General features: G+C 65.6%; 26 protein-coding genes. 15 read left to right on the top strand and 11 right to left on the bottom strand.

Annotated features, from left to right (window positions below; genetic code table 11):
- Positions 1 to 9: 9 nt before the first annotated feature.
- The 3 genes from ACH4UM_RS06610 to ACH4UM_RS06600 form a co-directional block, all read right to left on the bottom strand.
- Entirely contained in the window at positions 10 to 861 is an 852-nt protein-coding gene (locus ACH4UM_RS06610; RefSeq protein WP_398174525.1) for a glycosyltransferase family A protein, read from the bottom strand.
- Positions 858 to 1,865, bottom strand: a complete 1,008-nt coding sequence (locus ACH4UM_RS06605; RefSeq protein ID WP_398174522.1) for a hypothetical protein — start codon at positions 1,863 to 1,865, stop codon at positions 858 to 860. The genes ACH4UM_RS06610 and ACH4UM_RS06605 overlap by 4 nt, the downstream gene beginning before the upstream one ends.
- Before the next feature lie 242 nt (positions 1,866 to 2,107).
- Complete coding sequence (locus ACH4UM_RS06600; RefSeq protein WP_398174519.1) at positions 2,108 to 2,611, bottom strand: hypothetical protein; 504 nt, start codon at positions 2,609 to 2,611, stop codon at positions 2,108 to 2,110.
- A 262-nt stretch (positions 2,612 to 2,873) separates the two neighbouring features.
- Between ACH4UM_RS06600 and ACH4UM_RS06595 the strand changes: the two genes are divergently transcribed.
- The 3 genes from ACH4UM_RS06595 to ACH4UM_RS06585 all read left to right on the top strand — a co-directional run bounded on the left by ACH4UM_RS06595 (position 2,874) and on the right by ACH4UM_RS06585 (position 6,398).
- Positions 2,874 to 3,758: a class I SAM-dependent methyltransferase gene (locus ACH4UM_RS06595; protein ID WP_398174516.1), complete on the top strand. Its 885-nt coding sequence runs from the start codon at positions 2,874 to 2,876 to the stop codon at positions 3,756 to 3,758.
- Positions 3,759 to 3,784: 26 nt separating this feature from the next.
- On the top strand, positions 3,785 to 5,458 hold the full coding sequence (locus ACH4UM_RS06590; RefSeq protein ID WP_398174513.1) for a hypothetical protein: 1,674 nt from the start codon (positions 3,785 to 3,787) through the stop codon (positions 5,456 to 5,458).
- Positions 5,459 to 5,672: 214 nt separating this feature from the next.
- Positions 5,673 to 6,398 (top strand): phytanoyl-CoA dioxygenase family protein, encoded by a 726-nt coding sequence (locus tag ACH4UM_RS06585; RefSeq protein WP_398174510.1) that lies wholly within the window; start codon positions 5,673 to 5,675, stop codon positions 6,396 to 6,398.
- 1 nt (position 6,399) lies between these two features.
- On the opposite strand, the gene ACH4UM_RS06580 is transcribed toward ACH4UM_RS06585, so the two are convergent.
- The 4 genes from ACH4UM_RS06580 to ACH4UM_RS06565 form a co-directional block, all read right to left on the bottom strand.
- Complete coding sequence (locus tag ACH4UM_RS06580; RefSeq protein WP_398174507.1) at positions 6,400 to 7,254, bottom strand: GNAT family N-acetyltransferase; 855 nt, start codon at positions 7,252 to 7,254, stop codon at positions 6,400 to 6,402.
- 92 nt (positions 7,255 to 7,346) lie between these two features.
- The gene (locus ACH4UM_RS06575; RefSeq protein WP_398174504.1) at positions 7,347 to 8,246 is read right to left on the bottom strand and encodes an aminoglycoside phosphotransferase family protein; all 900 of its coding nucleotides are present in this window, start codon (positions 8,244 to 8,246) and stop codon (positions 7,347 to 7,349) included.
- A gap of 63 nt (positions 8,247 to 8,309) precedes the next feature.
- Entirely contained in the window at positions 8,310 to 8,753 is a 444-nt protein-coding gene (locus ACH4UM_RS06570) for a serine O-acetyltransferase (protein WP_398174500.1), read from the bottom strand.
- Between the two features lie 759 nt (positions 8,754 to 9,512).
- Entirely contained in the window at positions 9,513 to 10,247 is a 735-nt protein-coding gene (locus ACH4UM_RS06565) for an HAD family hydrolase (RefSeq protein ID WP_398174497.1), read from the bottom strand.
- A 370-nt stretch (positions 10,248 to 10,617) separates the two neighbouring features.
- On the opposite strand from ACH4UM_RS06565, the gene ACH4UM_RS06560 reads away from it, so the two are divergent.
- Positions 10,618 to 10,812, top strand: a complete 195-nt coding sequence (locus tag ACH4UM_RS06560) for a hypothetical protein (RefSeq protein ID WP_398174494.1) — start codon at positions 10,618 to 10,620, stop codon at positions 10,810 to 10,812.
- A 1,223-nt stretch (positions 10,813 to 12,035) separates the two neighbouring features.
- Positions 12,036 to 13,562 (top strand): amino acid permease, encoded by a 1,527-nt coding sequence (locus ACH4UM_RS06555; protein WP_398174491.1) that lies wholly within the window; start codon positions 12,036 to 12,038, stop codon positions 13,560 to 13,562.
- A 253-nt stretch (positions 13,563 to 13,815) separates the two neighbouring features.
- On the opposite strand, the gene ACH4UM_RS06550 is transcribed toward ACH4UM_RS06555, so the two are convergent.
- Together ACH4UM_RS06550 and ACH4UM_RS06545 are read right to left on the bottom strand one after the other, a co-directional pair.
- Positions 13,816 to 14,451, bottom strand: coding sequence for a 2'-5' RNA ligase family protein (locus ACH4UM_RS06550; RefSeq protein ID WP_398174488.1), 636 nt, complete (start codon positions 14,449 to 14,451; stop codon positions 13,816 to 13,818).
- A 7-nt stretch (positions 14,452 to 14,458) separates the two neighbouring features.
- Complete coding sequence (locus tag ACH4UM_RS06545; protein ID WP_398174485.1) at positions 14,459 to 15,835, bottom strand: helix-turn-helix domain-containing protein; 1,377 nt, start codon at positions 15,833 to 15,835, stop codon at positions 14,459 to 14,461.
- A gap of 763 nt (positions 15,836 to 16,598) precedes the next feature.
- Between ACH4UM_RS06545 and ACH4UM_RS06540 the strand changes: the two genes are divergently transcribed.
- On the top strand, positions 16,599 to 17,636 hold the full coding sequence (locus ACH4UM_RS06540; protein ID WP_398174482.1) for a phosphotransferase enzyme family protein: 1,038 nt from the start codon (positions 16,599 to 16,601) through the stop codon (positions 17,634 to 17,636).
- Positions 17,637 to 17,775: 139 nt separating this feature from the next.
- On the opposite strand, the gene ACH4UM_RS06535 is transcribed toward ACH4UM_RS06540, so the two are convergent.
- A complete protein-coding gene (locus ACH4UM_RS06535) occupies positions 17,776 to 18,252 on the bottom strand; it encodes a TrmO family methyltransferase (RefSeq protein WP_398174479.1) in 477 nt (158 codons plus the stop codon).
- Between the two features lie 386 nt (positions 18,253 to 18,638).
- Between ACH4UM_RS06535 and ACH4UM_RS06530 the strand changes: the two genes are divergently transcribed.
- Complete coding sequence (locus ACH4UM_RS06530; protein ID WP_398174476.1) at positions 18,639 to 20,528, top strand: ATP-binding cassette domain-containing protein; 1,890 nt, start codon at positions 18,639 to 18,641, stop codon at positions 20,526 to 20,528.
- Positions 20,529 to 20,572: 44 nt separating this feature from the next.
- Positions 20,573 to 21,163 (top strand): NUDIX domain-containing protein, encoded by a 591-nt coding sequence (locus ACH4UM_RS06525; RefSeq protein ID WP_398174473.1) that lies wholly within the window; start codon positions 20,573 to 20,575, stop codon positions 21,161 to 21,163.
- A 7-nt stretch (positions 21,164 to 21,170) separates the two neighbouring features.
- Here ACH4UM_RS06525 and ACH4UM_RS06520 read toward each other — a convergent pair whose 3' ends face one another.
- Positions 21,171 to 21,311, bottom strand: a complete 141-nt coding sequence (locus ACH4UM_RS06520) for a hypothetical protein (RefSeq protein ID WP_398174470.1) — start codon at positions 21,309 to 21,311, stop codon at positions 21,171 to 21,173.
- A 157-nt stretch (positions 21,312 to 21,468) separates the two neighbouring features.
- Between ACH4UM_RS06520 and ACH4UM_RS06515 the strand changes: the two genes are divergently transcribed.
- From ACH4UM_RS06515 to ACH4UM_RS06485, 7 genes are all read left to right on the top strand, one after another.
- Positions 21,469 to 21,843 (top strand): hypothetical protein, encoded by a 375-nt coding sequence (locus tag ACH4UM_RS06515; RefSeq protein WP_398174467.1) that lies wholly within the window; start codon positions 21,469 to 21,471, stop codon positions 21,841 to 21,843.
- The gene (locus ACH4UM_RS06510; protein WP_398174464.1) at positions 21,833 to 22,264 is read left to right on the top strand and encodes a DUF6093 family protein; all 432 of its coding nucleotides are present in this window, start codon (positions 21,833 to 21,835) and stop codon (positions 22,262 to 22,264) included. The genes ACH4UM_RS06515 and ACH4UM_RS06510 overlap by 11 nt, the downstream gene beginning before the upstream one ends.
- Positions 22,264 to 22,692 carry an HK97 gp10 family phage protein gene (locus tag ACH4UM_RS06505; RefSeq protein WP_398174461.1) on the top strand — a complete coding sequence of 143 codons (429 nt, stop codon included), beginning with the start codon at positions 22,264 to 22,266 and terminating at the stop codon, positions 22,690 to 22,692. Before ACH4UM_RS06510 ends, ACH4UM_RS06505 begins: the two co-directional genes overlap by 1 nt.
- Before the next feature lie 86 nt (positions 22,693 to 22,778).
- A complete protein-coding gene (locus ACH4UM_RS06500) occupies positions 22,779 to 23,132 on the top strand; it encodes a hypothetical protein (protein ID WP_398174458.1) in 354 nt (117 codons plus the stop codon).
- Between the two features lie 128 nt (positions 23,133 to 23,260).
- Positions 23,261 to 23,902: a hypothetical protein gene (locus tag ACH4UM_RS06495; RefSeq protein ID WP_398174455.1), complete on the top strand. Its 642-nt coding sequence runs from the start codon at positions 23,261 to 23,263 to the stop codon at positions 23,900 to 23,902.
- Positions 23,903 to 23,976: 74 nt separating this feature from the next.
- Positions 23,977 to 24,459: a hypothetical protein gene (locus ACH4UM_RS06490; protein ID WP_398174452.1), complete on the top strand. Its 483-nt coding sequence runs from the start codon at positions 23,977 to 23,979 to the stop codon at positions 24,457 to 24,459.
- Positions 24,402 to 24,800 (top strand): TFIIB-type zinc ribbon-containing protein, encoded by a 399-nt coding sequence (locus ACH4UM_RS06485; protein WP_385013630.1) that lies wholly within the window; start codon positions 24,402 to 24,404, stop codon positions 24,798 to 24,800. Before ACH4UM_RS06490 ends, ACH4UM_RS06485 begins: the two co-directional genes overlap by 58 nt.
- The last annotated feature ends 15 nt before the right edge of the window (positions 24,801 to 24,815 follow it).

Genomic DNA, 24,815 nt, shown 5'->3' with positions numbered 1-24,815 from the left:
GAGCTGACGTCATGCCGCCGCCCCCTCGCTCTTGTCCGTGACCGGGCGGAACCGCTGTTCCAGTTCGGCCACGACGTCTGCCTTCATCTGCGGGTCTTGGGTGTGGTACATCGAGCCCGGCTCGACCTTGCGGTCGCAGTGGAAGACCTCGACGGGCCAGCTCTCGGGGAAGGCGATGTGGCGGCCCCCTGTGGTACCGACGTGCGACACGAGGTCTTCCCAGTTGTAGCTGAGGTCGTGCCGGTCGATGAACACGTCGAGGTCGAAGGCACCGAACCGGTTAGCGACGGGGGTGAACCGCTGCACGTCGTAGGCGATGAAGTGGGTGGACAGCCGGTTCACTGAGCGCACCCCGGGCTCTACTTCGTCCCCCTTGTCTTCGAGCTTCCACGACCATTGGTCGTAGTCGCTCACCTTGCTCAGCACGGGTACGTGCGGGTGGCGCTCGAAGATGCGCCGGCAGGCTGCCAGGGGATCGAAGGACGGGTCGGTGCGGTACATGATCACGTCGTCTTCGATCACGATGAGGTACGGAGAGCGCAGGTCGAAGAATCTGCGGTGCCCGTTGTTCGATGCGTCTCCGGAGGGGACGAATCGGTCGCGACGGCGGACGCGCAGTTCGTCGACGCCCCATTGGTCGAGATGGCTGGCGAGTCGAGCGATGGTTTCGGATGGGGTTCCGTCGCAGTGCAGCACCACTTCGTAGGTCTCCTGGGTGTGCCGAGTCAGGGCTTCCAGGCAGCGCGGCAGGGTCTGGCTGAGCAGCGCGAGATCCTTGTGGAAGAGGAAGGAGATCCTGAAGGTTGGATCTCCCGCGTTGTTGTTCTGCACTGTGCCTCTGGGCTGACCTGCCTGCTTCACGTGGTCTCCTCCTGGGCTGGGGACTGCTTCGTGCTGCTGATCGCCATAGGGCTGGTGGTGCGCCGTCGCGGTTCGTCGAAGACGCCGGAGGGGTCACGTGGAGCGCGACCTGCCATCCGGATCCAGGTGTTGAAGGCGGCGCATTGGAGCCCGTACCGGAGGCCAGCGATTAGCCGAGCTGTCGTGTCGGTGATGTGCCTGTGCTGTGCCAGCCGGAGGGCGCACCGTTCACGGCGGTAGGGGGCGCCGGCGAGCCGGTAGTCCGAGCTGTAGTCGGCGGCGAAGTGAATGAGTGCGGGGGCAACTTTCGTGCCGTTCTTGGCGAAGGCGCATTCCCCGTTGAGTACGTCAAGTTGGAGCGGTCCGCTGATGCCGATGGGGGTTGCGGACGTGACCGCGGTGAGGTCTTGTGCGTGGATGCCGCTCTCGGCCAGCGCCATGGCTAGAAGGGGCTCATCGGCGATTCCGCGCCGGAAAGGATGGAGTCCCAACTCGTGGTAGCCATGGGCGAGTTGGCGGGCTCGCCCGAAGACCTTTCGGGTTGTGTCCGTGGGGCGTATGAGCATCAGCCCGCTGTTGCACTTGGGCAGCCAGGTTGAGCTTGCCTTGTGGCACATTGAGGCGACGTCGCCGTACCAGGAGCTCTCCTGGGTTGGGGTGATGTCGCGGCCGACGACTCCGATGTCGGATTCGTCGAAGAGGTCGAAGACTGGCTCGACGGCGCGTACAGCGAGGGCGTCGGCATCAAGGTAGAGCGTGCACGGGTAGGGCGCGTACCTGTCGAGGTGCAGCTTCTGGCGGCAGTCGTCCGACTGCACCGCACCTACCTCGATGACGTCGTCGTACAGCTCGGCGGCACGACAGTCGCCATCATCTGTGGCCAGCGTGCGGTGTAGCCCGGGTGAGTGCCGCTGCAGAGAGAGGGCTAGCGTGTGCGCCTGGCGGTGGTACCGCTTGTGGCCGTAGGCAAGGACTAGGATTCCGCGGTTGGGGTGTTCGCTCACCTTTCGGATCCCGCGCTCATGGGGATTGGGGCTGGGCGGCACGGCCCTCATGAACTCTCCCTTCGCTTCATCTGCATTGCGGCCTCACGCACTCCCGTACGCCTGCATCTAGGAATCTGACGAGTTCACAAAACGGCCGCGAGGGGGTCGCGTAGCACCACGACGTGATATCAACTGTTCGAGCCCTGGTTGGTGCGGCCTCGTCCGGACGAGTTCAAAATTCGCCTTGCTTCCACTGGCCACTAGGTGCGTCGCACGGCCTGTCGTGCTGCGGACGGATTCAGGCCGAAGATGCTGGCTGCTACTGAGCTAGCCACCTGAATCGGGCCATCCTCGCTCCAGCCAAGCCGGTCGGCGACCTCGGGAAGCGGGGACAGTAGCCTGCCGGACAATCGGTGAGCCCTCGGGGTCGAACTCGTGCGGTGGAACGTGGTGACCCTCGCTGCGAGGAACAGCTCAGCATCGGGTAGTCCGGGAATTTCAGTCAAAACCTGCCAGTAGCCGAGATAGATGGGCCTGGTGATGCTGACCCTATATTTCTCTCGGCACTCACTGGTCAAAGCGGCGAGGCAGTCAAATCCGTCCCACTTTGGGACTCCTCCGGGCAAGGTGCAATGAGTTCCGTCTTCACTCTCGTCGCCCAGCAGCACGCGGCCGGCACTGTCGAAGCAGAAGCCGTAGACCTGGCGAACTCGCGTGTCGTCCGGCATTCGCCTTGGGAACCATCGGCGCGTCAGCGTGGTCACGTTGTGCCCCTTCTCCTGGCCGAGTGAGTTGTTCGGACTTGGACACGAGCACGCGGGAGGCCACTTCCCAGGAAAGAAGTGGCGCTTCCCTCTCTTCCGAAAGTTGTTGATTCAACTCCGGCGAGAGTCTGCCCTCAGGCCTGTTTGACCTGGGCAAGCAACTTCCGACCGAGGATGGCCTCATGGGGGACTGACGTCTATTGCTGGTGTGATATCACCACAGTGATGCGCCAGTCGTTTGCGACGGTGCTTCGATAACCGCATGACCGAGGCATCAGGAGGGCTTGCCCCCGAGCACCAGGACATGATGCGCGTCAACGAGCTGAACTGGGACGCGCGAACATCCGTCCACATCGCCAGTCGGTACTACGGCCTCGAGGAAGGGAAGTCTCCCGACCCGTCCCGCTGGTTCGCCCCCTTCGAATGGGTCGACCTCGGGGAGTTGAACGACCTCGACGTGCTCCATCTGCAGTGCCACTTGGGCATAGAGACGATTGCCTTCGCCCAACGTGGAGCCCACGCCGTGGGGCTGGACATCTCTGGCGATGCAATCACTGCGGCACGAGACCTCGCTGCTCGGGCCGCAGTCCCCGTCGAGTACGTGCACGCAAACGTCTATGACGCCCCGCGGATCCTAGAGGGTCGCCAGTTCGACATTATCTATACAGGTAAGGGCGCTCTGTACTATCTGCCCGACCTGGAGGCTTGGGCCAAGGCAGTCACTCAGCTCCTGCGCCCCGGCGGCAAGCTCTACATCGCTGAGTTCCATCCTCTCCTCAACGCTCTACGTCCAAGGCCGCACAGCGGTGACGGCCCCGACCTCGTCGGCCACAACTTCGAGGCCGAGGAGCTGGTGATCGGACACGACTACTTGGCCAATGGCGCCATCCAGCGTGAGTCCACCCACACGTATACCGACGGCCCCGCCTTGCAGGGTTCCACCGAGTTCTTCGAGTGGATGCACGGGCTGGACGATGTGATCAACGCTGTGATCGGAGCCGGCCTGCGCGTCGAGGCTCTGCGTGAGACTCATCAACTGCCGTGGCGCAGATGGCACCGGATGGAGCCCACTCCGGACGGCTGGTGGCAGCTCCCTGCAAGCGAGCCCCGCATTCCACTCTTGTACGCCCTGCTCGCCCGCAAGTAGGCCAGCAGAGATTGCAGAGGAGCCTCGTGAAGACCGTTGCGATACTCGTGAAGAACGGCATCGGCTTTGGCCATCTCAGACGCGCTGTGCTGATAGCCGAGGCCATGCAGAGCAGGGGCCGTCTGAAGCCGGTGATCATCAGTCAGGCGAGCTCCCTGAGCCTCTTCAAGAACACCCCGGTGGACGTCATCAACTTTCCGCTGCTGCACAGGGTCTCCTCGGCCGTCGCCGAGGACGCGTATATCGCGATCCTCGATCGGCTCTTGGACAAGCTCGACCCTGCCGTGGTTGTTGAGGACACCTACCCCGACCCGCGCTACCTCGCTGTTCCTTCTCTCGCCCACCGTCCGCGGCTACTGGTCATGCGCCGCCTCGATGGAGCCTCCTTCGACCACCTGCGCACCCAGGGCAGGTTCGCGTCCTTCGACAAGATCCTCATAGCCCAAAGCCGCGCAGACTTTGCCCGTGAGGGCCACAGCGGAGACTCCGCTGCCGCAGTCGAGTGCAGCGGCCGGTTCTCCTTCGTCGGTAACCTGAGCTACACGCCCACGCCCGAGGAGATCGCGCGAACGCGAGCCGAGTACGCACCTCACGGTGAGCCGCTGGTCGTCGTGAACGGCGGCGCGGGCGGCGACCAGATGCCCGACGGCTACGGGGACCGGCTCTTTGGCGCTTGCGCCCAGGTCGCGGAACGCCTGCTGACCACAGGCCACCGCGCCCGCTTCGTCTTCGTCACCGGCCCGTACTACGCCGGCAGGCCCCTGAGCGAAACCGCGAATGTCACGGTTCGCCGCTACGAGCCGCGCCTCGCGGCGCTCCTAGCAGCAGCCCACGTGACAGTCATCAAGCCCGGGAACAACGCGCTCTCCGAGGCCCTGAGCGGGCGGGCCCACCTAGTGCTCGTGCCCGACGTGTCCTTCCTCGAAGGGCTCGACGAACACGCTGGTCGAGTCGTCGACCAGTACGGCGGCGCGACCTCCACTGCCGACCCCGACGCGCTTGAACCGCTCGTCCGCGATGCTCTTGCTCGGCCCCCGCGCACGGAGCGTCCTGAGGCGAATCACGAGGGGGTTTTCCAGACGTTGGATGCCATCGAGGACCTGGCTGACGTTGTGGAGCCCCGGGTGCTGAAGCGTCAGCTCATGCTTGCGCTGACCCTCGGGGAAGGTCGCGATGTGACGAGCCTGCGTGGCGTGCTTCCGCCACTGCTGGGGAGTGCGGTGCTGCTCGACGGAACCTCAGTGCTTGATGCTGACAGCCTTCCCTCGGAGAGCGTGCCACGTCGTGGTGAAGGAGCGGGAATCGTGGCTCTGCCAGCGGGTGAGCCCCCTTCCGTCCCTCCTCAGGAGTTCGTTGACCGCGGAGTCAGGTTGGCCATCACACCGGGCCCTGTACCACGGGCGATCACACGCTGGATTCAGCTGGCACCTGCTGTGCCTGCGTTGGGGGTGTTGGCAGCCGGATGCGTCGTGGCGCGCGAAGGGCGCCTTGATGAGACCCTCCGCCGGGTGGCGCGGACAGCCACGCACCACGAACCTGCATGCCTGATCTTGGACTTGTCCCGCCTGGCCGATGACGACGACTCTGTCAAGCACTACCTGCATGGGCTGGCGGAGTGGCTGGGCACACAGCCCGTCACGCTGCTCAGCTCGGAAGAGACCATCGCTTGCGTTACCCAGCGCCTCCTGGAACAGCCGTGATGGCACCTGAAGACTCCGTGGAACCCAACGTCGAACCGGACCTGGACCACGTCACCAGCTTCGACATCCGTCGAGCCGACAGCGACGTGGACGGCTTCGTCACCCAGGTCCTAAGGCTCCTCGCGTCAGGCGTGACACTCGTTGACGTCTCGCACCATGACCATCGCGGTACCGCCATCGAACTGCGAGCACAACCGCGGAGGACACCAAAGCAATGACGCTCCCCGAATATCCGGCCCATGTCTCAGCTGACGTGCGGACGCAGGGCTATGCGATCTGGCCAGGCTTCCTCACAGAACCGGTCACAGCGCAGCTCCAAGACCACGCGACCCGCCTCGCGTCCGGAGTGCATGCGAATCACTACCCCAAGTCCACACGGGTGTGGGACCTGTTCCGTCACGGCGAACCGTTCGTGGACTTGCTGGCCAACCCCTCTCTCGCGGCCGTCTTGGACGAGCTTCTGGGCGAGCACCATCTTCTCTCCGACTTCAGCCTGAACGTCGTCCATCCGCGACAGCCCGTCGATGGCTGGCACATCGACTATCCATACAACGAGATGCCGGCACCCGTGTCCGGATCACTCCTCGGGCTGCAGTGCGTGCTGCCGCTGGTCCCGTTCCATTCCACCAATGGCGCCACTGAGCTAGTTCCCAGTTCTCACACAAGGAAGTCGCCGCCCGAGCCACAACCGGTCCACGGCCAGGTGGTATTCGACGCCGAGCCGGGTTCACTGCTGATCATGGCAGCGGCAACGTGGCACCGATCGGGCTTCAACACCTCTCCCCATTCGCGCTCGGCGATCCTTCTGAGCTTCGTGGAGAGGTGGGTCCGGCCGATGAGCGATCCCCCGGAGCCAGGCCCTTGGGCCCGCACTGGGACGCTGCGCACTCTCCTTGGAATGCAGCGTCCACCGGAAACCATCAACGGGGTGCCGATCTGATCTAGAAGTCGTACAGTGCGAAGTCCGTCACCGGACGGTAGCCGATCCGTTGGTACAGACCGTTGCTTGTGGGGTTGGCCAAGTCCGCGAACAGCAACACCTCCGCCGCGCCCGCCACCAGTGCCGCGCGGCTGGCATCGACCGTCGCGGCACCTGCGTAGCCGCGGCCACGCAGGTGGGCCGGGGTGTAGACGGGTGCCACCCGGATCTGGCCAGCGACCATCGGGGTCACGCCCGCCATGGAGACCGGGGTGCCATCGGGGGTCCCCCAGAGTGTGATGCGTCCGTGGGCGATGCGCGTGTCGGCCCAAGAGCCGGCGTCCGCCGAGGGGGCCGCTCCGAGAGCTGCGGCGAACTCTCGGTGCCAGCAGATGAGTTGATCGCGGTCCTGGCCGCCAGCGACCCGGCTCCAGCCTTCCGGACGCGGTTCTGGCGCGGTAAGGGTGCCGAGGCGGTACAGCCGCTGCCGCTCGTGAAGCGTCGGAGTCGCACCAGTGTGTCGTTGCCAGGCCTCGGCGAAGGCGGCGGCGGTGTCGCGGTCCGCGCTGACACCGGGGACGGGGAGGCCGAGGGCGGCCAGATGGGCAGCGAGGGTGTCGGACTCGTCGGGGGTGAGGGGGGTGAGGCTCAGGCGGTGGGGCGGGGTGCGGAAGTAGGTCGCGCGGACCTCGCCCGCCCTCTCCAGGATGCCGAAGACGGGGTCTTCGGCGCCGTATGCGTGCGGTCCTCGCGTACGCAGCGCCTCGGTCACCGTCAGGGGGATGGTGTGCAGGGCGGGGCGCGAGTGCAGGAAATCCCCTGCGCGGGCTAGGAAGCTGTCAACGTCGTGGGTGAGGTGCCAGTCGTCCGGGCGCATGCCTCATGGTCCCGTGCGTTCACGGACTGCGCCCGTGGTTTTCCGGCGGGTCGAGGTGAAGGAGCGCGGTCAGGCGGCCCCGCACCTGGAGCTCAGGTCAGGATTTCGGCGATCTGGTCCGTGATGTCCACGAGCCAAGCAGGGTCTCCGTTCTGGCGACCCCATTGCGCGGACATCACTGCACGTGCCTGGGCCCAACGAGAGACGCGCTCTCGGTCGAGTTCGGCGGCATCGGCGAAGATGTCGAGACGACGAAACAGCGCGCTCCTCAGGTTGCTCGCGGTGAGCAGATCATCGAAGTGGCCGCGGAGTAGCTTGATGGCGTCGTAAGCCGGATCGCCGACGTACCCTTTGGGGTCGATCGCCAGCCAGGGTTCTCGCTCGGACCGCAGCACATTGGCATAGTGCAGGTCGCCGTGGACGAGCGTGTCCGGCTGGTCGGGGCCAAGTTCCTTCACGGTCGAAAGCGCCGTGTCGACTACCCGCTGCGGCAGCGGATAGGCCAACTCCTGTGCTCCCTCGCGGATTTCATCCAGCCACCACTGCTCGGCGTGATCACGTAGCCGTGGCAGGCGCGGCGGAGCTGGCACGGCCAATCGACGGACGAGGCGGCCTGCGGCGGCCACCGCATCGTCGACGTCGTCGATATCAGCAAGGCTGGTCTGTTCTGCCTGCTCCAGCACCATGGCGAAGTTCGAGTCGTCACGCTCATGCAGCAGCACGGCACCGTGTCCACCCCAGCAGGCAAGAGCGTGGGGCTCGTGGACAAGGCCGGGGTGCGGATGCGAGATCTTCAAGACTGCGGGGCCGCCATGGTGCAGCACGGGGACCACGAGCCCGACTTGTCCGTGCATTGCTGTAGCAGTCGGTGTGCAGCTCCAACGTTCGAGTAGCTCATCCACCAGAAGGGGCAGAGACGCAAGCCAGGCCCTGCTGCCTTCGCCCTCCCGATCGACTGTGCTGCTTGCGAAGTCGTCCGGTATCTCGATCATCCAGCACCCTTGGCGGCCTGATTCGCTCGGCTCTATCCGTCATCTTCAAGTGGAACGGACGAGCTAGGTCGTCTTTTCTCCTACGACCTGGGCGGGTACGCCGACGACTGTGGCACCGGCCGGAACATCATGGGTTACGACAGCTCCGGCTCCGATGTTCGCCCCTTGTCCGATGTGGAGGCTCTTCTCAAACGGGGTGATCACTACGGCGTTTGCCCCGATCATGACATCGTCCCCGATGATGATGCGGTGCGGTGATCCTGCAGGGGCGCGAACTGACAGCGTGACGTTCTGCCAGATACGTACCCGCCGGCCGATTGTCACGTTGTCGTGGACGACCGTTCCGAGTCCGTGGTGCCCGAGATACACGTCGGGGCTGACGTCTCCGCCAGCAGCAAGTGAGTTGTGGTAGAGGAACGAGTTCAGTTGCTTGACGCGCTTGGCGAGCCAGCGGTGATCTCGCTTGCGTAGTGCGATCGCCCACATCCACAGCCGTTCAGGGCTCACGGTCGGTGTTCCTCCTGACTGCGTTGAAGTCGTCGTACGGGTAGGTTCGGCGGCCGCGGCCAGCTTTCTGCTGCTGTTCATCTGGGCCCAGAGGTCAGTCCTGCTTCTTGGTTGACCTTGATGACGCAGGGTGTCCCATGCGCAGAGACCCAGCCGGGTGCTGTTGTGCCCGCGGCGCGGGGCACTGGCCGCTGTCCCTACTCGCCTCGGTAGCCCCACTCTTCCCAGACGATGCGCTTCCACTCTTGCTGCTCGTACTCATGCCGAAGTGCTCTACGTCGCTGCACTTCTGCTCCCACAGCTATCCCAATCGCCAAGGCAGCAACGATGCTGAAGGCAATCCATACTCCGAAGAGCGAACTCGCCAACAGCGTCCCTCCGCCGAAGGCGAGTAGGCCGACGGCCACGGATGTCGGGTCGTTCTTCCACCGACTCACTATCCGCGTTCTAGCTGATACCTGTGAGGGTGCATTCTGCGCGACGATGCGCGAACCATGCGACCTGGCATCGATTTCCGTCTCCGATCAGAGTGGATTCCTTTGGAAGCACCGAGATTGTTCGTCGGCGGGCTCGCTGGGTGTATCAAGCGTGGCGCCCGTCCACGAACCCCGAAGGAGCGGTCTCACGCGGATAGCAGGTCGTGGAAGAGTCTCATCCGCACGACAGCATACGACCGCACCTTGGCGCTGGAGTATCACTCTCGTGATACGGCCATTGCTCCCGCCGCCATGTGGCGCGTTTGTGTCGGTGTCGTCCAGGTCAAGGCTGCATAAATTGGGCCGTAACGCGCGCGACGGCCTCGATCAGGCCCCGTACATCCTCGAGGCTGTTGCAGACGACGTCGGCCCCTGCTTCCTGTAGTTGGACTGCGGTCACCTTGCCGGAGGGAATACCCACTACGGCGGATCCGCCTTCGCGCCCGGTGCGGACGTCTTCGAGGGAGTCCCCAATGATCACGGTGTTGGAACGGCTGAAGTATGTGCGGTATTTGACTTCCGCCCGCTTCTGGGCGGTGGCAACAAGATTGGGCCGGTGAGCGTCGTCGGAGGCGTAGCCGCCGATTCCGGTGTCTACGAAGCGGTCCAGGCCGAAGGCTTCGAGCTTCAGGAGAGCGTTCGCTCTGAGGTTGCCGGTCACGACGGTCGGTACCAGATGGGGGTGATCGTGGACGGCGCGCAGGGCATTGATCGCTCCCGGCATGAGTACGCCCTTACTGCGGAGGTCCGCCCAGTGGCCGGCCAACCGCTGCGGCAACAACTCGACTATGCGCGCAACGAGTTCGGTGATGTTCCTTTCCGGCACACCATTGTCGAGGAGCAGTCCGCGGATCGCGAGTGGCATGGTTACGCCTGTTCCGCGGGCTGGTAGGCGTTCTGCCGGGCGGCCGACGACTTCCGCAAAGGCTTCGCGATAGACCTGCCGGTCGATGTCACCGACGTACAGCAGCGTCCGGTCAATGTCCCACAGTACGAGTACCAGGTCGGCCTCGGTCACGTCAGCTCCTCATCGCGCCTTGGCGGCGGTGGCCCGTTCCAGCAGGCCATGAGCGTACGGGGCGCGAATGATCAGCATGGGCTCGTCAGCCACGTCTGGCTGTGCTTCAAGTGGGCTGCGTGGCCTCAACGGACCTTTCTGGAACGGATATCACCTCAGTGATATCACCTGCGGAATGTACGTAGAGCCAGTTTGGCGGCACAGTCCTGTGGGTCAGCCGCCGTCGATCGCGCGAGGCCCGTGGTCGAGGGCGTACACCAACGCGCGCCTCTACGTACGGGAGATCGTGTGCTTCTTTCTACCCGCGGTCGCGAGGCGACGCACAGCGTGCTGGCGTGCTCGCCGCCGGATGATATCTGGGGGCCGTCCTATGGCCGTTAGTATCTCCGCCGTCGTGCTGCTGGCCATCATCGCCTTCCTGCTCATCAAGAAAGGCGGGCTCAACGCAGGGCACGCGATCGTCTGCATCCTTCTGGGCTTCTATCTGGCCGGCTCCTCTATCGCGCCCACGATCTCTGGAGCCACGTCGCGCGTGATTGAAATGATCGGCGGGATCAAGTTCTAGCGGTGTGTCCAACCGCCGACAGGGCGGCAAGTCGTCTGTTTCTTCCGACTTGACCGTTCGGCCGCTGTGCATAATCACTCGTTCTCCTATGTCGCGATTTCGCTGCGGCGGACGCATTCCGGAGGCTAAAAGGTGTTAATGGACGCCGCCATGGAGCGCGGCGAGCAGATGTCCCACTCGTCTGAAGCGACCGTGGTGGGATAGCCATGAGACATATACCGGCTTTCGACCGGCATCCGGCTCGTGATGACTTCCCGCTGCGGGCGGTGCTGGATGATGCTGCGATGGGCCGGTGGGAAGGGGCCCGGGAGCTGCTGGCTGCGACCGCTGCGGACTGGGACCGACGCATCTTCCGCCTCCAGGTCCTCGCCCGCGCTGGGGTGCGGTTGACGTTCGCCGATACCTGGGCGCAGGCAGAACCACGCTCCCCCCACGCCTTGGCGCTCCTGGCGACCGTCCAAGCCCTGCGGTCGATGGCCGGCCCGCGAGGCGGGGGCAACAACATGGCGATGGCTCAAGCGTGGGAAGTATGCGATGCCGCGTGCGAGGCCCTGCCAGCTGATCCGACACCGTACGTCGTCATGCTCGCTCTCCTCCGCTACCACTCCCCAAGCTGTGACCGGCAATGGCGGGCGACAGTAAAGACGGTGTGGAAACAGGTGGTGGAGCGCGACCCATGGAACAGAGAGGCACACCACGAACTCCTCACCTATATGTTCCCCGCCTGGCATGGCGTAGGGGGCGAAGTGTTCCACTGGGCACAAGAGCGATGCGCTCACATTCCCCGTGGGCTTCCGCTCCACACTCTCCCTTTGGTCGCTCTCGCCGAGTCACACCGGGTACGGATGGAGAGGGAGGGGCACCGGTACGGGCTGACGGTTCATCCGTGGACTGACAACCCTTCGACTCGGCAAACGTGGGAGAACTGGTGGACGTATCGGGCCCCTGGCAGCCCGCACGCTGCCTTTTATGAGGACGCCAACTTCCTCGCCCATGCCTTGTCCTTCGCGAACCAGCACAGGGAAGCCGCAGAGGTATTTGACGCCATCGGCCCGTACGCCACTGACGTTCCCTGGAGCTACTGCGGGGACGCGCCGACGCTGTTTGCCCGCCATCGCACCTGGGCGGTCAAGGCGTCTGCAGCGTAAGGGCGCTTTCCATCTGGCGACACTCCAATATGCCCTACCAATTACCAGTTACGACGAACGAAAGTAGGTCTCGTCATGCCCTTGGACATACCGAGCGTCACACCATCAGAAGAGGATCGCCTCGCCGAACTCGGCATCACCCAGACTCTGGACCGCTCCATGTCGGGGCGCCAGAACTTCGCCGTTTCGTTCACGATCATCAGCATCTTGTCCGGCTGCCTGACCATGTACGGCTTCGGCATGAACACGGGCGGGCCCGCTCTGATCATGTGGGGATGGGTGCTCGTCGGCCTGATGACGCTCTTTGTCGGCCTGGCCATGGCCGAGGTCTGCTCCTCCTACCCGACCTCCGCCGGCCTCTACTTCTGGGCCCACAAACTCGCTCCGCGCACCTCCGCTCCAGCCTGGGCCTGGTTCACCGGCTGGTTCAACACCCTCGGCCAGGTCGCCGTCACCGCAGGCATCGACTTCGGCGCCGCATCGTTCCTCAACGCGTACCTGAACCTTCAGTTCGAGTATGCCGCGACCCCCGGTCACACCATCACTCTCTTCGGTCTCATCCTCCTGCTGCACGCCGTCGTGAACACCTTCCGGGTACGCGTCGTGGGCTTCTTCAACACCGTCTCCGTGTGGTGGCATCTGATCGGCGTCGTGGTGATCGTCGGCGCGCTGTTGGCCGTTCCCGCCAAGCACCAGTCGCCCGGGTCTGTGCTCACCGAGTTCGTAAACAACACCGGCTGGGGCTCCACGGTCTACGTCGCCCTCATCGGCTTGCTCATGGCCCAGTACACCTTCACCGGCTACGACGCGTCCGCCCACATGACCGAGGAAACGAAGAACGCCTCCGTGGAAGGGCCGAAGGGCATCGTCCGATCCATCCTCGTCTCCTGGGCCGCCGGGCTCGCCCTCCTCTTCGGCTTGACCTTCGCCATCCAGTCCTACACCGGCGCTCTCGAATCACAGACGGGCGTGCCGCCGGCGCAGATCTTCATGGACGCGCTCGGCGCGAGCACCGGCAAGCTGATGCTTCTCATCGTCATCGGTGCTCAGCTCTTCTGTGGCATGGCCTCCGTGACCGCGAACTCCCGCATGATCTACGCCTTCTCCCGCGACGGCGCACTCCCGTTCTCGACCGTGTGGCACAAGCTGCACCCGGGAACCCGCACCCCAACCAATGCCGTCTGGCTCGCTGCCGGTTCTGCGTTCGTCCTCGGCTTGCCCTACCTGTTCAACACCACCGCGTACGCCGCCGTCACCTCCATCGCAACGATCGGCCTCTACATCGCCTACGTCGTCCCAACCCTTCTGCGCCTTCGCCAAGGAGACGACTTCCGACGAGGTCCCTGGCACCTGGGCCGCTGGTCCAAGCCCGTCGGTCTGATCGCAGTGATGTGGGTGGCTCTGATCACAGTCCTGTTCATGCTGCCCCCGTCTCGCCCTGTGACTGTCGAGACGTTCAACTACGCGCCCCTCGCCGTCGGCGTGGTCCTCGCCTTCGCGGGAACCTGGTGGCTCGTTTCCGCCCGTAAGTGGTTCCTCAACCCCCACCACCCACGGAACGCCACACCGCTCAGCCCAGCGTCAGAGAGGGCTACGCGATGACACACACCAAGATCGGCGGCGTACGAACGACGTGACAGGACCGCACGCGCGATTGCAGGTAGATCCATAGCCCACCACCTGGTCCGATGAGCCGATGCTCGCTCGGACTGGCCCCGCGGGCGACCGGACTCCGTTTCTCGTTCTCCTGATATGGCTCGTGTGGATGCTGGAGGACGCCAGTCCTCCAGCATCCACACGAGCCCGCGCAACAGACCCGTCTCCTGTACGCACGGAACCGAAGGGATGCCTGAACTCAGCGCAATTCCAGCGAGTGGATGACCTGCCAGCGGTAGGCCTGCCCTTCACGACGCAGTTCGACCAGCCGAACCTTCTGCACCGCTACATCCACCGCATCGAGTTCCCGGAGGGGCCGTATGGCGTCTCGCACGATGTCGGCGGATACGGGGCGGTTGCAGTAGGCGATGCCCAGGTGCGGGCGAAGAAGCGATGTCGGCTTGCGCTGCGGAATCCCCGACTCGGCGTCGGCTGCGAATAGAGCCTCATGCAGATGAAGGACGGGGTCCCAAGGGGCAACGCTGTACCGGATCGCGCCGCGGGATGCAGTGAGCGGCACCGCCCGGAGCGTGAAACTCTCTGGTCTGCGTTCTTGCGCCTTGGCGACCAGGCGGTCCAGATGTCCGGAGTCGATCTCATCGACGCGGCCGATACGTCCCAGGGTCAGGTGCAGGCCGTCCGCATCAATGTCGTCGAAGGCGAGGTGGCGCAGCTCCTTCTGGCAATGGCCTGCGTGGTCGATTAGCGGGGTCGCGTCTGGGAAGGTGAGCATCCAGTAATAGGCGCGGGTCGAGGACGTCCAGCCGGGCCGGTCCCAGTGGTCGTTCATCTCCTCGACGGCATCGAAGGCGGCCCAGTCGTGCTTCGCGATCACGGTCGCGTCAGTTGTGCTGGGTGGTGGAGTGGGAGGAAATGCGCCCGGGTCGGCTGTGAGCTGCATCCGCGGCCCTTCTCGTCTGCTCCATCGGGCGTGTCATTTTGGCAGACTTCGCCAGGTCCCTCGTTTGCGGGGCGGATTGCCATGAGCGCAGGGCGTCGTTGTATTCCCGTACGGCCGGCAGATCCTGCCATCTGCTGGCTCCAGCGTAGAGTTCACCGGCACGTTGGACCACGGAGCGGATGGGCGGACCACCCCCGGCTTCGAGAACCTGGCGGCCGAGAACCATCGCGTGCTCGACGTCGGGGCGCGGGCCGGCCAGGAGAGCGGTGGCGACGTCCAGGCGGACCAGGGCCTGGCTCCAGGCGGAGTCGGATTGCTCGACGAGTTCGTCGATCTGATCGGCGTAGGTAAGAACCCGTGGGGCGTTGGCGAGCGAGACATGGACTGTCGCGGCGTTGGCCAGTGTGCGAGCCATGCCGTATGGCTCGAAGGAGATACACGAGGTCAGCCCTGCCGGTACAAGATGCTGGCTGCTCAGTTCTTCAGCGGCGGCGATCGCGCGTTCCGCGCCGGGGCGGTCGCCGAGCTTACCCAGAGCTCGCGCGCGTCCATTCGACTGGAGTCGGATGGCTTGCGGATGGTTTGGGTTGACCTGGAGGCCCGCATCTGCCCACTGGACGGCCTGGTCGTAGTGGCCTGCGTAGTAGGCGTTCAGTGATCGCGTGCCTTGGATCCACATGATCAGTTCACGGTCTGCGATCTCCTTCGCCAGTGCCTCTGCTTCCTTGCAGTACGCCTCCGCCACGGTTTCACGGCCGGCATTGACGGCCATGTAGCCGAGCAGTCCTGAGGCTTGAGCTGCGAGACGGAACAGGGCTTCGCGCTGGCGAGGTGGCTGCCGACCCTCCAGTCGGTCCTGAATGAAGTTTCGTAGATCGACGGCTTCGGGGGCGAGGCGGTGCGGCCCTTCGGCCTCATAGCGGGCGACGAGGTCCGCCACGCCTTGCTCCAGGACCGCGACGGTCGTGGGATCGATGTTTGACGAGGTGGTGGCGTTCAGTCTCTTCGCGATGTCGAGAGGGCTCTCCCACTCAGGGGTGGGTAACAGCGTGGACTGTGCGCCGGAAGCCTGCGGCTGATGCTGGGCAGCAGAGTCCGGGACGGGAAGTGGTGCAACATGCGGGGGGACGCCCAGTCGCTCAAGGACGGGGATGATCTTGTCGATGTTGACCAATCGCCGCGTCCCGGATTCGAGCGTGGACAGGAACGACTGACTCAGGCCGGTGACTGCCGACATGTCTTCCTGGCGGAGTGACGCAATCTGGCGGATCAGGCGGAAGGCGGTGCCGAAGTCCCAGTCGGCCAGAGCTGCAGTCACCGCCGGGTTCTGCCACACGTGATCCGGAACGCTCGGCGCTGCGGCGACCTCGTTGCCCGCAGCTCGGGTACACGCGGCGCATCGCTCGTCAGTGTTGTACCGGCTCAGGGGGTTGCCGCAACGGGTGCACCGGCGATCGTCCTCGTGTGCCACTGCCACCTCCCATCAGGGCACCGAGATCCTGGTCAGTGATCTTCGTGGGCGCAATCACCTCAGTGATATCACCAGGGGGATGTGCCAACGCGGGCTTTCCGTCACACCCTTGGATCCCAGCCAGCAAGAACGCGCGACGCTCAGAACACTCGCAACGTGACGGTGTCGTCTCGTCAAGAAGATCACCTGGGCCGCGTCGTCAGTGGCGGCTGGCAAGCTGCACACCCATAGGGGAGCACCCCGCGTGGTCTCGTGATCACGCTGGGTGCCACGGGTAGGTTCCATGAACGGGAGGATGTGCCGCAGTGACCGACATGCCCGAAACGGTCCGCCGCTTTGGCGACGTCGGTGACCAACAGCTTCCGCATCGTCGCCGCCCCTTCATCGGCTGGCGAAGGACGGCCTGCTGCGTGGCAGATCGAAGGCTCCGACGGGTGCCGATGGTTCGGCGGACGTCATCTCGGACACAGGCCGTATCGGCGCGAAATCGACGAGACGTACACCATGCTGTGGCATCTCCACGCCAAGTACAGCGTCCGCCCAAGCCGAGTATCCCCGACGCGATCACCACCGCTCGCTGCCCCTCCTCACACGGAAGCCGGTGAGGGGCATGGACGACGCGGGCTGGGATGAACTGGCGGCCGACGTATTGGCAGAGCAATACGGGGTTACCGCCGAGGCGGTGGAGCGTGTGCCGATGGGCACGGACACCATCAACCGGCGGGTCCTGACTACCGATGGTCGCAGATTGTTCGTGAAGGAGTACGAACCGACAGCTGACTTGGACGCGGCTAGATCGGCGTGGGACATGTCTGAGTTCTGCCGGGCGGCCGATCTTCCCGTGCCACGTGTCTGGCCCGACCGCCACGGCAATCTGGTTGCCTTGACCGAAGGGAGTGCCTGGGCCGTGGTCGACGAACATCCCGGCCGGGTGACCACCTCGGCGATGGGCGTGGCGCGTGCGGAGCACATCGGCATGGTGCTGGGACGTATGCATCGAGTTCTGGCCGCCTATCCGCTGCCCCGGCTCCGGCAGCACACACGGTGGCGAACCGGTTCGGTCGAAGACGCCATGGTCGAAGCCGGCGCAGTGCTGGCGGCCGCTAAGCGGCAGCAACACCCGGACGTGGTGCTTCTGAGCCACGAACTGAACCAGAGGTGCGATGACTTGCGCGCACACGTGGGCGGTCTGCGAGCGGGGCTTCCCGAGGAGTTCGTGGAGCAGGCCGTACACGCCGACTTCACCCGCACCAACATGCTCGTCCTCGCCGATGTCGTCACCGGCGTCATCGACTTCCGCGGAGCGAGGGCGATTCCGGCCTGGGAGCTGGGACGCGCTGCCTTCGATCCCCGCACGGTCGCCACCAGCGACCAGTGGGCTGATTGCGCTCTGGTGATGATTCAGGCCTACCGATCCGAGAACCCCACTCTGCCGCTGGCCGACGTGGTGGCGTGCGTACGTGTTGCGCTGCTCTACATGCTGTTCAGCTTCTTCGGCGCTGTGACATCCGAGTACGGCCTGCCTGCGGAAGCGGAAGCGGACTTGCAGCGGCACTGGCACGAGCGGCAGACCAGCATCCGCCGACTCCTGGACCGCTTTGAGGATCTCGAAGATGTGCTCCGCTCCTCCACTGGAGGCCGACCGTGATCGATGCGTGGCACTGGCTCGTGACCGGCAGCTCTTGCCCCGGCCACCCGCAGGCGGTCTCCGGAACCGCGGAGCAGCCAAGGGGTTGCACGAAAGGGTGCTGAAGGTGGCATGTTCCCGCGCTGAAGCGCGCGCTGGCTCAGTCTTGCGCCTGGCCCCAGTAGTCCGACAGCATCTCGGCTGGCCACTTCGGCTCCCGGACTTCGCCACGGGGACCCATTTCCGCGAAGTATGGCCCCAGGTCGTAGACGGGGGTGCCGTCGATAGCGTCGAGGTCGGTGACGTGCAGGTCCAGGCCGTCGACGTTGAGGAGGCGTGGGAAGGACTGCGCGAGCTGGTTCGGGCGACGATGGTTTCGGTGCACGAACGTGCCGGTGGCCGGCCACCGCGGGTTGTTACGAGGGCTGCGTGCATGCAGGGCGACATCGCTGGGAGACGTCTTGTGGAAGTGCCAGACGACCAGCAGGTGGGAGAACTCCCCAAGGCCACGTACCACCTCGAGTGGGAAGTCGCTGTTCAGTCGGATGATCGCGCTCCCGCTCCAGTGGTCGTCGGTGGCTTCGGTACGCCCTCCAACCACGATGCCGATGGGCTTGATCTCCAGCGACTGAGTCATGTGCTTTCCCCTTGATCCTCGTCGTGACGCCGTCAATCTACGGGGGCCAGACAGGCGTCAGCTCGTGCATCCAGCTCGGCGATGGCCGGGGACTGACCGACACGCTGCCGTGGCCCTCACGTTGGCCATCACGCCGTAGGGCGACGGAACACGGTCGCCCCTCAGTCAGGAAACCTCAAAAGTCACAACCGCCACAGGTGTCGGCGATTCGGCCAACTTCGGTCGCTCTGAAAGCCGTACGTCACCACGACCACGCGTTCGACGCCCCCAGATTCCAGGCCTGTGCGTCGTCCGAAATCGAGCACGTTCGATTCGCTCGCAGCCTCGTTGAGCCTGGCACCGCGACACCGCCCAGGTGCCGCAACAACCGCACAGGAGGGACGCAGTTGACTGCCACTGACACCCCGATCGAAGCCTCGCAGACGCCCCCTCCACCACCCCCAGCGACCATCTCGTTCGAGAGCAACTACGGGAGGAACCCGCTGGGAGAGGCCACCTTCACGGCCATGTGCGCCCGGCTGCCCAGCGTGTTGCGGCAGACCGCACAGATGGCCTGGGCCATCGACCGGCTGGCCGTCATCCTGCTCCTGGCGTGCCAAGTGCTCACCGGTCTCGCCGCCGCCGTAGTTCTGGCATCTACGGCAAAGGCCATGCGGCACCTCGTCGGCGACGAGCCCGTGTCCGAACGGCTGCACGCCGCCCTCCCCACCCTCCTGGTCATCACGGCAGCGGTCGTCGTTGGCCGAATCTCCAGTGCGCTGTCCTCCTACTGCGACGGCCGAATCAGCCCCGGCCTGATCACCGCGGCCGACACCTCCTTGGTCGAAGCGGTCTGCCGCGTGGAAGCCTCCGCCTACAGCGAAGACGGGTTCGCCAACCGGCAGGAAGCCGCTGAAGTCGGTGTCTCGCGCACCACGATGATGGTCAAGGACGCGCAGCGGTTCACCGCCGCCTTCGTCCGCATGATCGCCGCCAGCGGAGTCCTCGCGACGCTGCACCCCCTGATGCTGCCGCTGCTACTCCTGGCTGTCGTGCCCGCCGGCCTCGGGGCCGTGCTCTCTGCCCGAGTCGACTACGAGACGCACTACGCCAACGTCGGCGACCGCAACGTCCGAGGCATGATGCGCTGGTGGGCCACCACCTCCCGGCACGGGGACGAAGTCCGCGCCAACGGCATGACCGACTACATCGCGTACTGGTACCGCACTCTGTCCAAACGCATCGACCAGCGCACCCTTACTGCTGCTCCCCGCATGCTGCGCATCGTGCTGGCCACCTCGGCACTCGGCGGCATTTTCCTCCTGGCCACCTGGGCCACCCTCGCCTGGCTTGCCGCCACAGGACGCCTCGACCTGGCCATTGCAGCCACCGCTGTCGTCGCAGTCCAGACCTCCCTGGCCGCCTTGTCCCAGCTCGTCATCAACGGCGCCGCGCTGTTCCACACCTCCCTGTACCTCGCCGACATGCGCTCCTTCCTCGACCTCGCCGCCGAGCGTGCCCCCAAGCGCGGGAAGGTGAAAATCTCCGCACCGGTCGAAGAGATCCGACTGGAGGAAGCGGTCTACTGCTATCCCGGGAAGGAGCGGCCGGCCGTCGACCACGTCTCCCTCACCCTGCGCCGAGGCGAGATCCTGGCGATCGTCGGCGAGAACGGCTCCGGAAAGTCCACCCTCAGCCGACTGATCACCGGAATCCTCCTACCCGACAAAGGCCGCGTGGCCTGGGATGGAGTCGACCTGGCATCCGCTGACCCGAGCAGTGTGTGGGCGCACACCGGCCTGGTCCCGCAGATCTTCGCTCAGTGGCCCCTGCGCGCGCGGGAGAACGTAACGCTCGGACAGCCCCGCACCTTCAACGACGACCCAGTGTGGGAGGCCATCGACGCCGTCGGCATGCGCACCGCGATCGAAGAGCTGCCCAAGGAACTGGACACACTCCTCGCCCGAGAGTTCTTCGGTGGCTCCGAACTCTCCGGAGGGCAGTGGCAGAGGTTGGCCTGCTCCCGTGCGCTGTACCGACGCTCACCACTGTTGATCCTGGACGAGCCAACCTCGCAGATGGACCCGCGAGGCGAACACGACATCTTCGAGGAGATCAAGAGCATCGCCGCCGACCGCATCACAGTGGTGGTCACTCATCAACTCGAAAACACCAAGATCGCCGACCGGATCATCGTCATGCAAAACGGCCGGATCACCGAAGAGGGCCGATACGAGGAACTCGCCAACAGCGGTGGGCTTTTCGCAGAACTCCTCGCCCTGGCCAAGGACCGCTGATCACCCGACCAAGCCCATGCACCTCGCCCTACCCAAGGAGTGAAGTGACCCACCAACCCGGAGGCGGCTGGACCCGCCATGGCCACCTGGAGCCCGTGCGTACCCAGGACTTCTGCATCAGACGGGACGACGTCACGCGGCCCGACGGCAGCAGGACCGTGTTCGAGTACCAAGAAATCGGGCACGGCGCGGCTGTCGTTGCCCAGCGTGGAGACGGCAAGATCGCACTCGTCCGCGTCTGGCATTACCTGCACGGCGACACCCTCAACCTCCCCGGCGGAACGATCGAGCCGGGAGAAGACCCGCAGGAGGCAGCCCGACGCGAACTGGAGGAAGAGGCAGGCGTGATCGCGCAGCAGCTCACCCCCCTCACCGTGACACGCCTGCTGAACCGCTCGACCGTACGTCTTCACCTGTTCGCGGCGATGGATCTCACCCCCGGCGAGCAGAAGCTCAGCAGCAACGAGAGCGGCATGACTGTGGAGTGGTGGGACCTGCAAGACGCAGTGGCCGCCGCTACCGACGGCTCCATCACGCTGGCTGGCGGGGCGCTCGGAGTCCTGCTCTTCGCGGAGCACACGCGCTCGGGACGCCTGGGGGAACTGGCGGGGAGAGGTGATCCCGCTCATCTGTAGGCGGGCGTCACTCCTGTCGTGAACGCTCGTCGTAGCGGGCCTGCGCCGCGCCCTGAACAAACTGTGTGAGGAGGCCGGCGCAGCCGCCCGCGAGTATGGCGGCGACGGTGCCGCCTGTTGCGATGTCGGGCGTGCTGATGATGATCACGATGGCAACGGTGCAGGTGACGGTGATCCCAAGTGGCCTGGTGGCATGCAGTACCACCACGGTGTGCCTGCACCCATGGGGGCCTCCCTGTCCACTTGCCGGAACGCGTGAGCATCGTACTGACAGGCTGTCCGACAGCTCTTCTAATGTCGGTTGAATGGATCACGACAGCGACGAGACCTTGCACAGCGTGCGGATCACCGCTCGCGGCGCGAAGGCTGCGATCGAGATAGATGGGCAGCGCGTGGACCCGGGGGGCCTGAGCGGCTACACGGTCATCCACCGAGAGGGGGAGCCGCCCCAGGTCGTCCTGTACCCGGGGGACTACGCCGAGTCGACCTTCGAGGGCCTTACCCGTGTCTCCGTTGCGGACATGCCTGACCCGGGCCCGGCTGCCGCAGTCTTCCTGTCGGCGATCGATGCCGAGGAGCTGGAACGGTCCGCGCTGGCCAGGCCCGACCTCGGCACCGATCCGCACTCCCTGACGCAGGCGATGCTCATGCAGCTCGTGGAGTGGGCTCGTGGCCTTTGACGTGGAGGGCGCGCGTCGGGTTGTCGGCCGCATTCTGGACGACAAGCTGGAGGCGTGGCGGGATAGCGCGGGCCGCACAGATGACGTGCTGGACGAGAGCACGGGTCGGCTTGTGCCGCCTGCACCGGACGAGGAACTGGTCTGGGACGGGCTCGGTGCGGTGATGCCAATCGGCCGCCCGGCCATCACCCAGCCCGTCGGCGGGTCTGTCGCCGTTGAGTCGCCGACCACCGACTATCAGGCCGTGTTGCCCGTCGACGCCCCGGTGCTGCGGCGCGACGACGTGATCCGTATGGCCGGTTCCGCGCGCCCCGGAGGTCCCCGTGACCCGCAGTTGGTGGGCCGGAGGTTCCGCGTCTCCGACGAAACGGTGGGCACCTACAGCGTGGTGCGCATCGTGCGGGTCCAGGTGATCGACTGATGGCCTCAGCGAACCCGCACCCGAACGCCCACCCAGACGCGTCTGCGTTCCGTGATCCGATCGCGCTGGCCGCCGCGCTGGCCCGGATGGGTCCGGCGACCCGCACCCGCACCCGGACGATCACGCGGCACCACGCCATGCTGCTGCGGGTCCGCATCCAGCGGAACGCGAGTGGCAGGCCCGGCCCGAACGTAATCACCGGGCAATATCGCGCCTCCTGGGACGTGCGGATGCGCTCCAGCGGAGGCGAGGTCACGGCTGAGGTGTTCTCCGACGCCCCGCAGGGGAGACGGCTGGAGTACGGCTTCGTCGGTGTGGACTCGATGGGACGGCACTACCGGCAGCCACCGTTCCCGCATGTCGAGCCCGCGTTCCGGCAGACCGAACCGGGGTTCATCCAGGCCCTGGCGGACGGGGTGCTGCCGTGAGCGCCCGCCTTCCAGTTACGCGCGCGCTCGCCACCCTCGTGGAGCAGGCCACCGGCCGCCCGTGCGGGATTGGAGAACTCCCTCGTGTGCAGCGCAAGTCCGGCTGGGAGCCGGCACCCGCCCCTTATACGATCCTCGACTCGCTGCCCGCCGAGTTCGGCGGCCCGCCCCTGTGGGACTGGCACGCTGACGCGGCCTGGAGCTACCAGGTCACCTCGGTCGGCGAACGGGCCGATCAGGTGGAGTGGTTGGCCGACCGTGTACGCGCCGGCGTCGTCGGCCGGACCGACGGTCGCTGGACCCATGACCTGCATGTTTCCGAAGCCCGAGTCATCGACCGGGAGTTGACCTACGACGCTGGAGGAGAACCCTCGATGTCGGCGGCAGGCGCTATCGTGTCCTACGTGCAGCGGGTCACGATCACCGTGACTCCAGCATGAAGGCACGTTTCTGATCCTCACCGCGGAGGCCCGCGCGGACGCTAGGCCCCAGGCCAGGCGAACCCCCTTTGAACCTCAAGGGGCAGGGCCTCGGCACGGGACGCTGCCCCAGAAGTGGGAGCGGACCTGTGTCCACGAGCACGAAGAAGACCCAGACCCGATTTCTGCGGCGCGGCATCTCCAAGATCCTTTGGTCGAAGGACCTCAACGACCCGAAGTACCCCAGTCGCCGGGAGATCACCAATGCGTTCGGCCTGACCGACGCCGTCTCGGACATCGAGGGTTGGGCGCTGGAGAACGATCCCATCGAGACCCCCGACATGGGCTCGACCTTCAACTCCTCCATCCCGGGCAACGACAAGGCCGAGAACTCCAGCCTGACCTTCTATGAGGACCGGTTCTCCGATGCGGTCGAGCAGCAGCTTCCCAAGGGCGCGAAGGGCTACGTCATCCTGCTCCGCAAGGGCGACCTGCCCGGCAGCCGCTCGGTTGACGTGTTCCCCGTCCAGGTCGCCACCCGCGCCGCGACCTACTCCACCGGCAACGAGGCCGCGAAGTTCAAGGTCGACTTCACCATCACCGACGAGCCGTCGCTCGACCGCCCGGTACCGCAGGCGCACCCCCGGACGCTGCCGGATGAGCACTGCGACGAAGACCGCAGGCACGGCGACCACGACCACGATGGTGAGCACGTCGACGTGACCGTGGTCAGCACCACCAAGACCCAGACTGAGGCCACGGTCCGCGAGCACGACGCCGACGAGGGCTGATGATGTCGCGCCCTGCACAGGCCAAGCGCCCGTCCCCCTCAGCCAGCCCGGCAGAGGGGGCGTGGTCGGCCAAGATGGAACGCCTCCGCCGCCGAGCCCGGCCGCAGAACCGGCTCCGTATCTGTGACGACAAGGAGCTGCGCCAGCGGTACGACGACGCCGAGCAGGCCGCCCGCCGTGCCCGGTTCGTCGCCGAGGCCAACCCTGGTGACGAGCTGGCCGAACGCCAGGCCGCCGACGCCGATGCGGCACGGGACCAGGCCCTGAAGGCGCTCGACGGCGCTTCGGAGTTCCTGACCTTCCGCGCACTGCCGCGCCCGGTGCTGGAGGAGCTGATCGCCCAGCACCCGCCGACCGAGCAGCAGGCGGGGGAGGGGGCAATCTTCAACGCCGACACCTTTCCCGCCGCGCTGGTTGCCGCGGCCTCCGTGGACGGCATGAGCCGCGGGGAGGCCGAGGAGTTGCTGAACGGCTGGTCGGCGCCGGACGCGAACGCCCTGTGGGACGCGGCCTGGCAGATCCAGCAGGAAAGCCGGGTCGAGCTGGGAAAAGGCTGAGTCGAGACTCCGGCCTGCGCGCCGAACTGGAGCTGTGCGAGAAGTTCCGTATCCCGCACTCGCAGTTCCTCGGCGGCGACGGCCGCTGGTCTGACCTCGACCGAGCCAAGGCGCTGGCCTGGGCGGAGTGGCAGCGATCGGTCTGCCCCGAGTGCCACACCCGGCTGGAGGAGTGGGACCACAAACGCGGCGGCGATCCCCACGCCTACGTCACCGACACCCTGCGATGCCCCGGCTGCGAGTTGATCGAGCAGGAACGCGATCACGTCCCCCAGGACCGGTCTGGCTACGGCGTGAAAATCCAGCTCCTCCCGCGCGACCAGTACAAGCCGCGCCCCTGATCCACCCCCGCACGA

It is taken from the genome of Streptomyces sp. NPDC020801 (assembly GCF_044334385.1).
In the GTDB taxonomy this organism is placed as follows: domain Bacteria; phylum Actinomycetota; class Actinomycetes; order Streptomycetales; family Streptomycetaceae; genus Streptomyces.
This window is presented reverse-complemented; position numbering and strand designations above follow the sequence as displayed.